The organism is Sutcliffiella sp. NPDC057660 (assembly GCF_042800035.1).
Classification (GTDB): domain Bacteria; phylum Bacillota; class Bacilli; order Bacillales; family Bacillaceae_I; genus Sutcliffiella_A.
Genome location: NZ_JBHVHV010000006.1, coordinates 16,820 through 30,748 on the forward strand (window position 1 = coordinate 16,820; position 13,929 = coordinate 30,748).

Annotated in this window: 17 protein-coding genes; 3 read left to right on the forward strand and 14 right to left on the reverse strand. The window is 35.6% G+C overall.

Annotation, left to right across the window (positions count from 1 at the left end):
• The first annotated feature begins 50 nt into the window (after positions 1 to 50).
• A complete protein-coding gene (locus tag ACFVAD_RS07590; protein ID WP_386637730.1) occupies positions 51 to 710 on the forward strand; it encodes a class F sortase in 660 nt (219 codons plus the stop codon).
• Between the two features lie 117 nt (positions 711 to 827).
• Here the strand turns inward: ACFVAD_RS07590 and ACFVAD_RS07595 are convergent, their stop codons facing one another.
• Positions 828 to 1,331 (reverse strand): hypothetical protein, encoded by a 504-nt coding sequence (locus tag ACFVAD_RS07595; RefSeq protein ID WP_386637732.1) that lies wholly within the window; start codon positions 1,329 to 1,331, stop codon positions 828 to 830.
• Positions 1,332 to 1,358: 27 nt separating this feature from the next.
• Positions 1,359 to 2,339 (reverse strand): hypothetical protein, encoded by a 981-nt coding sequence (locus ACFVAD_RS07600; RefSeq protein ID WP_386637734.1) that lies wholly within the window; start codon positions 2,337 to 2,339, stop codon positions 1,359 to 1,361.
• 430 nt (positions 2,340 to 2,769) lie between these two features.
• Between ACFVAD_RS07600 and ACFVAD_RS07605 the strand changes: the two genes are divergently transcribed.
• Positions 2,770 to 3,060 carry a class F sortase gene (locus ACFVAD_RS07605; RefSeq protein ID WP_386637736.1) on the forward strand — a complete coding sequence of 97 codons (291 nt, stop codon included), beginning with the start codon at positions 2,770 to 2,772 and terminating at the stop codon, positions 3,058 to 3,060.
• Positions 3,061 to 3,189: 129 nt separating this feature from the next.
• On the opposite strand, the gene ACFVAD_RS07610 is transcribed toward ACFVAD_RS07605, so the two are convergent.
• The 3 genes from ACFVAD_RS07610 to ACFVAD_RS07620 form a co-directional block, all read right to left on the reverse strand.
• Positions 3,190 to 4,122, reverse strand: coding sequence for a DNA/RNA non-specific endonuclease (locus ACFVAD_RS07610; protein ID WP_386637738.1), 933 nt, complete (start codon positions 4,120 to 4,122; stop codon positions 3,190 to 3,192).
• A gap of 270 nt (positions 4,123 to 4,392) precedes the next feature.
• The gene (locus tag ACFVAD_RS07615) at positions 4,393 to 4,806 is read right to left on the reverse strand and encodes a GNAT family N-acetyltransferase (RefSeq protein WP_386637740.1); all 414 of its coding nucleotides are present in this window, start codon (positions 4,804 to 4,806) and stop codon (positions 4,393 to 4,395) included.
• Between the two features lie 20 nt (positions 4,807 to 4,826).
• Positions 4,827 to 5,324 carry a hypothetical protein gene (locus ACFVAD_RS07620; protein WP_386637742.1) on the reverse strand — a complete coding sequence of 166 codons (498 nt, stop codon included), beginning with the start codon at positions 5,322 to 5,324 and terminating at the stop codon, positions 4,827 to 4,829.
• Between the two features lie 121 nt (positions 5,325 to 5,445).
• Here ACFVAD_RS07620 and ACFVAD_RS07625 point away from each other — a divergent pair, with 121 nt between their 5' ends.
• Positions 5,446 to 5,748, forward strand: a complete 303-nt coding sequence (locus ACFVAD_RS07625) for a toxin-antitoxin system YwqK family antitoxin (RefSeq protein WP_386637745.1) — start codon at positions 5,446 to 5,448, stop codon at positions 5,746 to 5,748.
• Positions 5,749 to 5,874: 126 nt separating this feature from the next.
• On the opposite strand, the gene ACFVAD_RS07630 is transcribed toward ACFVAD_RS07625, so the two are convergent.
• From ACFVAD_RS07630 to ACFVAD_RS07675, 9 genes are all read right to left on the reverse strand, one after another.
• Positions 5,875 to 6,279, reverse strand: coding sequence for a VOC family protein (locus ACFVAD_RS07630; protein WP_386637747.1), 405 nt, complete (start codon positions 6,277 to 6,279; stop codon positions 5,875 to 5,877).
• 562 nt (positions 6,280 to 6,841) lie between these two features.
• Positions 6,842 to 7,435, reverse strand: a complete 594-nt coding sequence (locus ACFVAD_RS07635) for a DUF2441 domain-containing protein (protein WP_386638310.1) — start codon at positions 7,433 to 7,435, stop codon at positions 6,842 to 6,844.
• Between the two features lie 88 nt (positions 7,436 to 7,523).
• Positions 7,524 to 8,084, reverse strand: coding sequence for a histidine phosphatase family protein (locus tag ACFVAD_RS07640; protein WP_386637749.1), 561 nt, complete (start codon positions 8,082 to 8,084; stop codon positions 7,524 to 7,526).
• Between the two features lie 381 nt (positions 8,085 to 8,465).
• Positions 8,466 to 8,912, reverse strand: a complete 447-nt coding sequence (locus ACFVAD_RS07645) for an OsmC family protein (RefSeq protein ID WP_386637751.1) — start codon at positions 8,910 to 8,912, stop codon at positions 8,466 to 8,468.
• Between the two features lie 177 nt (positions 8,913 to 9,089).
• Positions 9,090 to 9,623, reverse strand: a complete 534-nt coding sequence (locus ACFVAD_RS07650; protein ID WP_386637753.1) for a P-loop nucleotide/nucleoside kinase family protein — start codon at positions 9,621 to 9,623, stop codon at positions 9,090 to 9,092.
• A 104-nt stretch (positions 9,624 to 9,727) separates the two neighbouring features.
• A complete protein-coding gene (locus ACFVAD_RS07655; RefSeq protein WP_386637755.1) occupies positions 9,728 to 10,036 on the reverse strand; it encodes a hypothetical protein in 309 nt (102 codons plus the stop codon).
• A 192-nt stretch (positions 10,037 to 10,228) separates the two neighbouring features.
• Entirely contained in the window at positions 10,229 to 10,879 is a 651-nt protein-coding gene (locus ACFVAD_RS07665) for a hypothetical protein (RefSeq protein WP_386637757.1), read from the reverse strand.
• Positions 10,876 to 11,745, reverse strand: a complete 870-nt coding sequence (locus ACFVAD_RS07670) for an ATP-binding cassette domain-containing protein (protein WP_386637759.1) — start codon at positions 11,743 to 11,745, stop codon at positions 10,876 to 10,878. The genes ACFVAD_RS07665 and ACFVAD_RS07670 overlap by 4 nt, the downstream gene beginning before the upstream one ends.
• Positions 11,746 to 11,748: 3 nt before the next feature.
• The gene (locus tag ACFVAD_RS07675; protein ID WP_386637761.1) at positions 11,749 to 13,824 is read right to left on the reverse strand and encodes a hypothetical protein; all 2,076 of its coding nucleotides are present in this window, start codon (positions 13,822 to 13,824) and stop codon (positions 11,749 to 11,751) included.
• Positions 13,825 to 13,929: the final 105 nt, after the last annotated feature.

The following is a 13,929-nucleotide window of genomic DNA, read 5'->3' on the forward strand; positions in this document are numbered from 1 at the left end:
GAGAGAGGGTCCTCCCTCTCTTTCTATTATCCAAAAAGGAGTCGCTAACCATGAAGCACCTTATCATCGCATCCACCTTGCTTCTACAACTTGCCGGATGCTCATCCGCAAACGATACTGCGAACAACGCGAGTCAAAAAGAAACCCAGAAAACCGAAACTGCCACCACAGAAGCGGCAGCACCGGAAAAAGAAAAAACAGCCATCCCCACACGCACCCCCTCCACCAATGAGAACGGAAAAGTAGTCAAAGATGAACGCACCACTATCGAACCACACCGGATCGTCATCCCAGCCATCGGAGTCGACGCAATCGTCGAACAAGTCGGCGTCATCGAGAACGGCCAAATGGGCGTACCCGAATCCTTCGAAACCGTCGGCTGGTACAACCAAGGTCCCATGCCAGGAGAGCGCGGCAACACCGTCATCTCCGGACATGTTGATAGTAGAAACGGCCCGGCTGTTTTCTTTGAACTAAAGAATCTTGAGCCTGGGGATGAAATTCAAGTGATCGATAAAGAAGGAGAATCGCTTACTTATGTAGTGGATCGGATTGAGACCTATGGGGAAGGCGAAGCACCGGTTGATGCGATATTTGATTATTCGTTTCAGAGTAATTTGAATTTGATCACTTGTACTGGGACGTTTGATCGGAGTGTGCGGGAGTATTCAGATCGGTTGGTGGTTTATAGTGGATTGAGAAAAGATTAAGAAAATATAAATTGAATACCACTATACCAAATAAATACAGACTACCTTTTGACTTTAACTTCAAAAGGTAGTCTGTATTTTGACTTCTAAAATAACTATTAAAGTCATTTTTTACAGCTAGTCAATTAAATTACCTTCAATTCTCTCGGCTTCATTGTAATTATTTGCTGGAGCAGAGATACGAAGGTGTATCTCTTCACTTGATTGAGAATTTGGGTTATTTAACATAATATTTACCATATCAAAATCATCCGACTTCCAAATGACCCCAAATAAATTTAATTCTAACTCACCGTTACTAGTATTAGTATAAGATAATGAACCCATCCCATTTTCGCTATGGAAACCTACGTCAATGAGTTCATACTCTGCTGTTTCTTGGTACTTATCAATTATTATTTTCCCGCTAAATACCTCGTCACTAAAAATTGGTCTTTTTAGAACACCCTGTAACTTAATTCTGGTTTCTTCTCCGTATTCTGGTTGATTTGAATTATACTCATATGCTGGATAATCCAAATCAATTTTCTTTGGAAAGTCATAAAATACCAAAAAAACAAATGATAGTAAGAGGAGTAAGACTCCTGCAAAGACAATAGGTGCACCTTTAAAGATATTCATATGACTTCCTCCAGAATATAAATTATTTTAATTTATTTGCGCAGGGAACATTGGACTAACAGGATAAATATTAGAAATAGCTTTTGTTTCCAATCCAGTTAGTGTAATTCTATCAATTGTTGATCTCCTAGGTGCATATACGTTTACATATGCGTTAACTGCATTATGACCACTATCATATCCTGGAGGAACTAAGTTTAGATTTCGTTTACCTTGAACTACATTTGGACTTACAGATCCTCCCGAATAAACTAAAGTTGGATATTGGTACCCAATAGAGGCAGCCACCTTAGTGGAAATATATGTTAATTCTTGGTAAGAATCTGACTGAGAGTCTCTCCTAACATAACTAAACACTGCAGTTGTAGCTTGAGACCATGTGTACGAAATTTCAGCATCAGTAACAGTAGTTTCTCTACTAATACCAGATGCAAAGCCTGAAACTGTATCGTAAACTGTTAATGCCAAACTTGCTCCTGGTATTTCACCAGCAACACTGGATGCTACTGTTTTTAAAGCATTCATACTACCAGCTTTCCAATTATATGTTGAGCTAATATATCTAAACCCACTTGACTTCAAATTTGAACTTTTTGAATTAGGTTGTGCAACCAATCTCTGAACGTTATATGTTCCAGTAGAGTGATAGACTGTTGAGCGATACGTAGACCAACTAACATTAGATTGTACTGGTACAGCAATCATCGTAGAAAATTCAGAATCACCTGCAAGTTTCTCTATATCAAATTGTTCCTCAACCTCTTCATAAGTAAGAAAATCAACACCTATTTTTTCTAATTTTTTGTCAATTTTCCCAAGAGCTTTATCTAATTCTTTTTCACTTAGTTCCTCGTTTAAAAGTAATTTTGCCCTTTCATCATATAGTTTATTAATCTCAGTTTCTCTTAATTCTTCATTAATTGATTTATTATCTTCAGCAAATCCCGGTGTAGCAATACTTACCAATAATACAAACATTAAAAATAGTTTAACTGAAAGTTTCTTCATAAAACATCTCCTAATTCACAGTATTTGTCATATTCCCTTTCGATTCAATAGATCCTTAGAACTATTCACCTTAACTATTATTAAAACAAATATTTCTAACATCCTTTAAAAGTAAATTAGTATCAATAAACTGTATTAATTTTAAAATAACTCCTCCTTTTTTACTCTTATCATCGCGGCGATCTAGATACAATGGTATGTTTTATTGGAATTTTTTTCAATACTTATTCCTAGAAGAATATATTTTCTCGCGAAATTCTCGGAGATTTACTATCGTTACAAAATATAAAATGAATAAAAGTATATTGTACTAAAACAGACCTCTACACCATTAAGAAATAAAAAACTGGAAAGAATTAGCCTTCAGGAAAATGGCCAATTGGACGTCCCAGAATCCTTCGAAACCGTCGGCTGTGAGAACCAAGGCCACTTGCCAGAAGATCGTGGCAACGTCGACAGTAGAAACTGTCATGCTATCTTATTTGTGCTTAAGAACCTGAAGTCTCGTGATGAAATTCAAATGTTCAACAATGAAGAAGAATCGCTTACTTATGTAGTGGATCGGATTGAAACCTATGGAAAAGGTGAAGCGCCGGTTGATGCGATATTTGATTATTCGTTTCAGAGTAATTTGAATTTGATTACGTGTACTGGGACGTTTGATCGGAGTGTGCGGGAGTATTCGGATCGGTTGGTGGTTTATAGTAGTTTAAAGAAGTGAGGAAAGCCGCTTTCCCAGATGGGAGGCGGCTTTTCAATTTGAATCTTTTTATATTCGCAAATGGTTATCAATCGTCCAACGAGAAAAATCTTATTCATTTTATTTATTTTGCCTCAAAGTTCCAGGGGCTTACTCACCTACTAGACCATCACCATCTCGATCGTCCATATATTTATAGAGCCAATGATCACTCGTAATTGGCATACTGAAACCTGCTTCTTTTGCTTCTTTAATCGTCACCTGTCCATTACCGTTTGTATCAACACTTGAAACATCACCGTCTGTATCCGAACCGGTTGAATTGGATGGCTCACTGCCAGTTGTACCGAGTGATGCGTTAACTTCATCAGGGTTCACATTGTCAAATCTATCAATGATCCTGTTACCCATTAATGTGTAGGTATACTGATAACTTGAAGGAATCTGCGTTTCCGTATTCGGATATGTGATAATTGCTTCAAAATTAGTGGCCCCACCTGCTTTGCGGATCACTTCTTCCATATAAGCTTGATCACCATGTCGGTTGAGCGCACTATCTTGCGGGGTAATATTATAAGCATTCGATACCCCTCCGAGAGAATCAGCAATGATATGTCCTTCATCTAAAACGTCACTTTCGACACCAGGAACCTTTGCCTCATCAGAATAGTATCTGCCAGACGATAATACAGATTCGTTAATGTCATCTTGTAGAATGATTTCGTCAGCAATGACACGTACCAGTTGCCCGTATTCATTAGTGAATGCCCAATATTCACGTTCCCCATAACCAATGTCAACGACGACGTTAGCTTCACGATACCCAGACAAATCACCACCATCAACTTCAATCAGTTTGAATCCTGAGAACAAATCATTACTTGGTTGAGTTGGTGTATCCTCTACTTCCGGTTCCTCAACAACCGGCGTGACGGCTTCTTCTTTTTCACTATTATTATTTGTATTGACTGTGGTTACTACTTCTTTTGCTCCATCTGTATTGGATGCATCTTCTACGTTGGTGCAACCAAACATCAACATGGCCGTTAAAAGTAACACTAAATAGTTCATTTTCTTTTTCATTTAGGACTCCCCTATTGTAATTTCATGTTGTTCATTCTAAAAATCTCGATTATTTTATTTTACAGATAAGTAGATTCCTATCAACTATCATTATATTCCAATAATCCTGATTTATCGCTTCTATTCTCTAGGACTTTCGATTCAATTCTGTATTTCAATTAATCATTTCAAGATAAAAAAATAATCCCATCTCATTATTTGAGAAGGGATTATTCATGGAAGCAAGGGACGGCTCTCTGCTTCCCCACTGCTCCGAACATATTCAAATAGCTATTCGTTCAATTTACCCGACTGCCATTGATAATTCCTCACAAGCATTCCGTTTGATTTGATCATGCCGAACTTATCATAAAAAGGTACTACGTCATCATCGCAACATAGATCAATCATGTAGATATGATCGAGCTCCTTTAGCATCCGCTTTACCAGCTCCTGGCCGATGCCTTGATTTTTATACTCCGGCAATACTTCAAGGAACGGAATATATGCAGACAAAACGCCATCGCTAATCGCCGTTATAAAGCCAATGACTTGATCTGCATCATCATCTAGGGCCAGCACCACTTTACTGCTGTTCTTCAAAAGCTTTAAGTGAGTTTCAGTATTTGGGGGCTTCGGCCATCCCACAAAAAAACCCTTCAGCATATCTGCCGTAATCTCATCAGTACTATTTGTATATCTCATTCTATATCCTCACTTGCATGCTAATTTACTAGAGCATCTAGTCTCTGTAATATAGATAAAGCTTTTATTTTGTTTTGATTGCCTATTAAATTACCATACTTCAAATCTTTCGATGCTCTTGCTTCAAACTCTGCAATCCAATCTCTTTGCCCATTTTCATTTGTCTTTGTCTCATACATGCTGAAATCAGGTGAAATTTGAATCCCTTGCTGTGTGGCATTGCGTACTAAATTCCTTGAGGCTCTTTCATTATCAAACGATAGAAAAGCAACTTCCTTGAGGGAAATTTCACCTGCATCATATAATGCTTTTGATATATCGGTGATATCATTAAAGGTAGCATTCCTGACATCGTATTTTTTTGAAATCTCTTCCCAAATAGGAGAATTAGCCTTTACTTTTTGCACATCATCCGTTGCTGAACTAATAGAAAATGCAATTTCTTTATTGTTTGTATTCACATTCACATTCTTTGTATATGTCACTGACTTGTAAGGATTCATTGATGTTATATTCATACATATCATCTCCAAACTTTTTTATAGTAGCAGTTCACTTCTTATATCGGTATATAGTGACTATTTTACATATGGTATGATGGTTATATATTGGTAAATTTGAAGTAAGAGGAGTGATAGTATGTCACAGGTCTGGACTAGCATGGAAAATAAAAAATGTGATTTGGCCCGCCCAAATGGAGTGAAGGAAAAAGAACTGGAAGTGATTGATGGTTACACGATTAAGTACCATGCCAATGGGAAAACAATCTGGTCCAAGGGGAAAATGATAGGAGATCAGCCCGACGGCTATTGGGAATGGTATCGTATTGATGGGACCATTAAACGTTCCGGGTATTTTGAAAATGGGGAGCCGGTTGGTGTATGGATCACCTACAATGGCAAAGGGGATATTCATAAAACCACCGATCGGGGTAAGAAATAAGTTGAACTGTGGGACAGATCCATCGACCCGTACAAACGGGATCAGGAAGCTGTCCCAATTCTTTATTAATTGGATCATTCTACAATAATGGATGGGAAAGCAGTGAGAACCGTCCCCACTGCTTCATCAGCTGTTTACTCTCTTCCCAATCTCCCAATGATGGCCAAGAGGATCAACCAAACGCCCAATCCGCCAGCCATGGTCTTCATTAATTGGTACGACTTCGATTGCGCCAGCCTCGATGGCCTGTATAAACATGGAATCCGGATCGTTGACTGTCACAATCATTCGTACAGATCCTTGACCATCTGAATCAGGGCTTGTCTCCGGATCCTCTTGAATCCAGAAATCCGCTCCGTCTATGGATAATTGAGCGATGATCGGCCTTCCATCATCCATCTGTAAACTATACAACTTTTTCACACCGAACGCATTCTTATAAAAATGTATTGCTTCCGCCGCATTCCTTACCGAAAGCCAAGGGGCAATACTGGTCTCCTTATTCTTTGGTATTTCTGCATGACTGCTCATCCCTTTTCCTCCCTTGAATATGGGGATGCTTCTCTGCTTCCGAAGCAGCTGCACCGTTCCCGATCTCCATTCAATTCTATCATTTCCGCAACTGATCTGGCACTTTTTACAAGGCTATGTTAAAGAATTGTGTTGATTTTTCAGCTCACTAGTTGTTGATTGTAGCAATAGGCGAAGACTCCTCAAAAATGCGAGCTTTTTCTTCGTGCGATGAGTCGCTGCCGAAGCCTTCCTTGTCCTGCGGGAGGTAGCGGGTTAGTGGAAGCGGGGGACGGTTCGGTTTTGCGGAGCTATTTCGGTTAGTGGTCCTGATTGAGCTTGGTTCGGTGGAGGTTAAGCGTATATTTTCCGCTTAGCGGTCAGTATCTTGCTCAGCCCGGCGGATTTAAGCGGAGGTTTTCCGCTTAAGCAAGGCAAAATTACCTGTTTTCGCGTTTTTCGAGGCAGTAGTCGGAATTTCTCCGTCTATTCAAACAAACTTCATGGCTATTTCCTCAATAAGGGGAAATTCTACGCTTATTTTTCGATGACGCTTTATAGGAAGCAGACTGTCCCCTGCTTCCTATACTCTAAAATCATCTATTATTTCCACAACCTCAATTTTCCCGTCAATCAATAGCTCCGGAAGTTCGTTATGTATGTTACCCTGCCAATATTGCTTTGCTTGTTCAATTTTCTGAGAGAATGGAATGCCATCTTCCTTTGGCAATAGGCCGCCATCCCCCTCAAAGGAGTTCCCCTCCACTCGCAGCTTTACTATCTGCAAGACGTTGCGATTGTAGGAATCAAAGAGCTCTTTCCATTTCAGCGCCTCTTCATAGCTTTTTGAAGCGTATAGGCAGGACAGTCTTGAAGGAAGTTCGGGGTGATATTGCTGCCTTACCATTTCCACTATTACTTCTCTGATGGCCCGTATGGTCTGAGAAATATATTTCATCGACACCTCTGCATCTTCCGGATTCAAGTTCACTCCATCTTGTGTGTAATTGCTGAAAAATATTTGAAAGAAATCTTCGCCATTTGAATTCACATGCTCCCTCTCGAAGAAGAAGCTGTATAATGTGTTTTTCTGATCCTTGTCAAAGTTTATCACCTGACCGACACGCATTTTTTTCCTTGTTACCAGGTGATACACGTAGAATCCTTTATCTTCCATCCGTTGAACTTCCCCTAACTTTTTACCCGGTTTTCCCGCCACCCTGATTTCCATATTGAGCGGAAATGCTCCTGATTGTTTAGTATATTCATCCCTTGCTCCACATTCTCTTCACTTCTATCAAGTCTGCCTTTTCAAAAGTAAGTTTGTAGATATCAGGCATGCTGAGTTCTTTCCAAAAATCAAAGCCATAGTTATCATCAAAATGATTCATAATGAGAACCATTATATTACCGTGTGTTCCTATGACAATGTTTTTACCTTCATACTTTTCTATAACCTTTAAAGTGGACTCAACGCCCCGTTTCTGGGCAGCTATATTTGATTCCCCGCCTTCCCAGCTGAATGAAGGCTCTTGCCAGACCTTTGTGATAGCCAGCTGAAAGTCTTCAACAGGGCTTGATGACAATTGCCTCTCCCTGAAACCATCCTCAAGAATGACTTCTTTCCCAATACGCCCTGCTACACCTTCCACTGTTTGAACTGCTCGTAAATACGGACTTGAAATGACATAATCTATTCTTTCCTGGCTAAGCAGCCGATCAATTTTCTCCACATCAGATAAACCCTCTTTTGACAAGGGCCTTCTAAGTTCTTCTGGTGTATATATAGAATGAGCGTGCCTTACAAAGTACAGGTTTGTTAACAAAATTCCCGCTCCTTAAGCCTTATTCTTCTTTCACAATCCTCCATCGCGACTATCGGCCGGTTTGATATGACCCGATATCCATCCCCACTGTTATTTGCCATCATTATCTCTTTCGTCGATGTTCTCCCCCCATTTGAACCCCGACTTCCCCATATAAAATATAACTCCCGCGGAAGCCAAAACACCTAATAATGCTAGGAATAGTCCCAAGATAAAACCCCCTGACTAATAATTCTTCCAATCCGTAACAAGAGCAAATTAACTATATTTGTATTTTAACAGAGATGATCTACTCAACTTGTTTGTAGCTCTCATTAACTGATAACCTTAATAAAATCACAATGAAGTTAGGGCTTTCCACAAGTTCATTTGAATGTTCAATTAGGCAGTTTTAATAGTTACTTCTAATTGAATATCCACATTGCCTTGAATTGCACGGCTAATCATACAAGATTTTTCAGCTTTTTCCGCAATCTTTTGTGCCGCCTTTTTGTCACGATCGGAAGCATTTTGTTTCAATACTATTTCTGGTCGATGGATAATTTTTTTATATGTAAATACACCATCTGTCACATCAACAAATGCTTCTGATTCCATCGTTAATCCATCTTTCTCTATCTGACTACGTTCCATCATCGCGGCTAGTGTAATAATATAACATGTTGCTGCTGCCCCAAGGAGCATTTCGTCAGGATTTGTACCAATGCCGGGACCATTCATTTCTTTTGGTATAGAGATTTTTGTCACTAAATGATCGGCTTCGATAATCCCTACATCATTTCGTAGCCCAGGCCAATTCGCCTTTAAATGAAAACGATGCTCTGCCATTTTCACTCCTCCTTGCATTCATTTTTACTTTGTTAATAAATAAAGGTCATATAATATAGTCACTAACTATATTATATGACCTTATATTTTTTTCAACAAATGCGCCCTTTTCTTGAAGATGAATAAAGGTTTTTCCCTATTTAAATATGTCCCTGTTTTATTAAAAAGGAATCTTCTCTAATGTTCAATTATAATTTCTCCTTCACCTGTTGGTGCTTCAAAACCATTAAGGTATGAAGTTAAAATTTCTTCTGTAATAGTGAAGGCAGCATTGGCATCAAAACGTTGGCTCCGTACCTTGAGTCGTTTTCGCAAATCATTAGGATGAACTTTCAAATAAATAAGACTCCATTTACCTCCAGCCTCTTCAATAAGTTGTTTATATTGATTCCTTCTTGAACGTTGCCAAAAACTGAAGTCAACCACCACCTGTTGTTTATCCTGAATTAACTTTATTAGTTGATTACGTAATTTTCTTTCTGCATCTTCCTTGTATTTCTCATACTTTTCAACCGGGAAATCAATTCCATAGCGACCATTATTAGCCCAAATTTCTTCATCAATTGAAAGACGTACAAAACCTTCTTTTTCTAATTGTTGTGCAAATGTAGTTTTCCCTGAACCTGCTACACCGCACATCATTACCACTAAAGGGGTAAAATCATCTCGTTCACTATAAATCAGGTCATCTAAATTTAATTTTTCAAACATGATTATACCCCTCCCATAATTTTCAACTGTATACGAATTTAATCCCTATTCTAAACTATATAAAAAGTTTTTAGGATATCCAATTTCCTAAGAGTGTGTTTTCATCAATCTGACCGTTTATATAAAGATAGAGTGCAATTCTTTACTTCAGAATTGCTCCCTTTTCTTGAAGATAAAATATTAGCCAAAGCATAATATTTTATTTCTTGATATAGATCGTTCCAATTATGATAAAACTCTAATACTTCGCTTGGATGTATTAAAATTCTTTCTCCGGATTCATAGTTGGCTTTAAAGTCATAAAACTGGTCTATGTCCATACGATAAAAAACTTGGTAGCCGACTTTAGGATAAGGACTGCTTTCATTCCAATTCGGGTTTTCATTGTGATCAACTACAAAATGACCTAACAAATAGCAGCTTCATATAACGTAACCTCATATGCTCCATGCTTTAAACATTCTTCAGGCGTTTCTTCAATTTCAATATGACCTCCAGGGAAATCCCATTCCTCTCTGGTTTGAATTCACTAATAGTAGCTTATTATCCTTAAGACAAAATCCGTGGACGATTATAATTAACTCTACGGTCAGGGGTTCGAGCACTTACTTAAGCATATATCTATTATTAGAAAATATTAGATGCCCTACAAAGTAGAAAATACAACTAAGCAAAACATTTAACAACGATTTTCCTACGATATCTTCAAGTTGCAATACCTCTTTATTAAAATACATTATATTATATAACGGTAATGCTGGAGAACCATAAGTAAAGTATTTGGAAATTACATATCCAACAATAATAATAATTGGAGGAATTATACTTTTAAAAATAATTACTAATAAAAAACTTATACTAGAATACATTAAAATTTGGGGCAAATATTGTACGAGAGATGTACTAACCATAAAAGTTTCGAATTGAAAGTTAATGTGTATAAATAACAATATGATTAAAGAGGAATACAATAATAAAAAGGTCCAGACCCTCAAGATACCATGGTGAGCCTTGGAAACTGGGTATGAAAACAAAATTTCTCGAGCGGAACCTTCGTAATAGTCAAAATATAAATAGATTGTCCACCATGCTATAAGTGGACAAATAATAAACTCCAAAATAGATAGAATTTCAATAAATGATTCAACATCTTCTCTAAAAAATAAGAGTAAATGTATATAGAGTATAACGATAAAAGGGAAGAAAAATGACAATCCCATAGATTTTATATCAAAGAAAATATCGATTTTTTTCAATTTTTTCTCCTTTTAGTTGTATATATATAAATATCTTCAATACTGGGTTCAACTATTGATCCCTCTTTGTTCTTACTTTCTGAAAAATACCTCACAACATTTATACCGCTTTTTTGTGACTTAACAGATATAACGTCTTCATCAAGTCTTAGAGATTCTTGGAAATGTTCTTTAGTTTCAATTTTTTCGTAAATTTTACCAAGAAAGGAGCTTTTAATTTTTGAAATTTCTCCAGACAATAATATCTCTCCATGTTTTATTATGCAGATACTATCACAAACCTCTTCAATATCTTCTACTATATGTGATGAAATAACTATTGTTCTATTTTCACCAATATTTCTTAATAACTCCCTAAACCTAGTTCTTTCTTCTATATCTAAACCTGTAGTAGGTTCATCTACAATAAGAATGCTTGGATTCCCTAACAATGCCTGAGCAATTCCTAACCTCCTTATCATGCCCCCTGACAGATTCTTAATCTTCTGGTTTCTATCTATATATAGATTTACTTCGTTTAATATTTGACTAATAGAGGTATTCTGCTTATCTTTTTTTATGTTTTTTAAGTTTGCGAAATGGTATAAAGCATCACTAACAGTTACATTTTTATACATTGAAAAATATTGGGGTAGATACCCTAAATTATCTCGCACTTGAGAAGGGGATTTCCAACATACAGAAGAAGTATAAATTCTTCCTGTTGTAGGCTTTATTAAAGTAGCAAGTATTCTTATCAGGGTAGTTTTCCCTGCACCGTTAGGTCCCAGTAAACCATATGCACCATTTATATCTAAATTAATATTATTTAATGCTTGTTTTCTCCCGAATTTTTTACTCACATTTTCTATCTTAATAGTATCCATTTTCTACTCCTTACTTTCACTAATTTCATTTGTATCTCTTAAAAGATTCAATAACTGTTCCCAATTATTCTCTTCTTTTATTAGTAAATACCATTCCTTATATAAATCACTTTGTATATTTCTAAATTCCTTTGTTTTCAATAATTTCTTTACCTCATTGATAACATCTAATTTATAGCCATCTCTTTCTATTAAATAGTCCAGTGTTTCGTAGCTTAAAGTATTCCAGTCATCTTTAACCCCTAGGTTTGCATTGATTGCTTGAGATAATACAACACTAAACAATAAATTAAATTCAAAATTCTCATCATTATAGGGTAAATTTTTTGTTAATAATGCTGGTACGATTTCATAAGTTAATAAACTTTTGTTTTGTTGAAAATAATCATGATCTGGTTCGAGATACCCTTTAATTCCCAATATTAAACTTTCTTCAGTGTACCATACGCCCTCCCCTATTAGCCTATCAGAATTATTTAAATTAGGGATAAAATAAATTTGATTTGGATATGTTATTTTATCAATCTCCAAACTCTCTTCTATTAAACCAATTATACCCTTTAAATGATTTTGTAATATTGAATAATGACCGATGGCCATTTCCCAAGTAACAGGATATATAATTTTAGTCCCATTATAATCAAGATCTTTTAACATACCTGAAACTACAGTTAAACCATAACGGGTTTCACCTTCCCAATAATCCCCTTTATGATTTAAATTTGTATAGTACTTTTTACTGCCTTTAATGTCCAACTTATAATTAGTGGATTTTTCATAATAGTGTGGGACTCTATGAATAATTTTCTGACTGGTAGCAACATTAAAAGCATCTTCATTTAAAGAACTAGGTAACCATGGTAAATGATTGGGAAGGTAAACAGTTTGTTCATTTCCAAAAAAGTTACTGGAATAAAGACCTTTATACTTAAATGTTATGGTATTGGTTTCGTTTGGTTGAATATCTTTCTCTAGATAAACGATTGTATTATCCCCTGTTTGTTTAAAAAGCAAACTATTTTCCATATGAATCTCATCAATTTTTAACTCGTGATAAAGGGTTAAGTTAATTTGTGCTATTGGCTGGTTGCTTATGTTAGTTACATCTAATGTAACTTCTACGTTCAAGCTTTCTCCAGGTTTTAACAAAATATTATAATTATCAAACTTTATATTTTCGTAATTTTCTTTACTTCTAGATTCTTTATTATTGTAATATTCAAACAAATAAGTGCTATCTGAATTTAAAATTTGTTGATTTCCTGAGAAAGAATATATGGCATATCCAACTATTAAAATAACAGATGCTGACAATGTTATTACGTTATTTCGGGTTAATTTTTTGGTTATGTATAAAGATAATAAATATAGTATGAAAAGAACAATAAGTACGAATACAACTTTTTTGTGAAATTGAAATGCTTCAATTGGAAAGCCATATAATGCGTTATAAAGCATGTAAGGGTTTGGCTCTCCTAAATTTAATAATTTATCAACTTGAAGATTGGAAAATTCTGATATAGCTTCTAAGAAGATATAATTTAAAGGGATTATGAAAGTATAAATTAATAGGATTACTGGATAAAGGATCTTTCCTTTTATTAAAGTTGCAAAAATTAACCCTATCAAAAATGAAATGAAAAATGAGAATCCCCAATATATTACAATATAATTAAATACTGCATAAAAGTAGTAAAAATCAGTAAAATATTCATCATAGAATATTAAAATGTAACTGAATTGGACAAAAAAACACAAAATTATTATTGAAAAGAAGGATATTAAAAGCTTTGAAAGTAACCTTTTTATATAGCCATTATGTATCGTCAGAAATACTTCTGTAAGATAATATTTGTCATCTATCCTAACTAAGTAAACTCCAAAAAATAAATAGATTAAAATTCCTATCATTACTACATAACTAGACGTTGTTATTGCTGAAGGAGGAGAGTAATCAATATGTTTATAATAATAAAAACCATAAAAAATAAAACCTATAAAGAGGAAATACCCAATAGGGATGAAGATACTTCTAAAAAAAATTTTGATATATAAAGCAATTGTATTTGTAATTATCACATTTTCCACCTCATTTTTTCACTCAAGTTATATTACCAAAAGATTTTTTACATGTAAATGTATATTATGAACTATTTTGAAATAAAGGAAAAAAAAGTTTTTTTA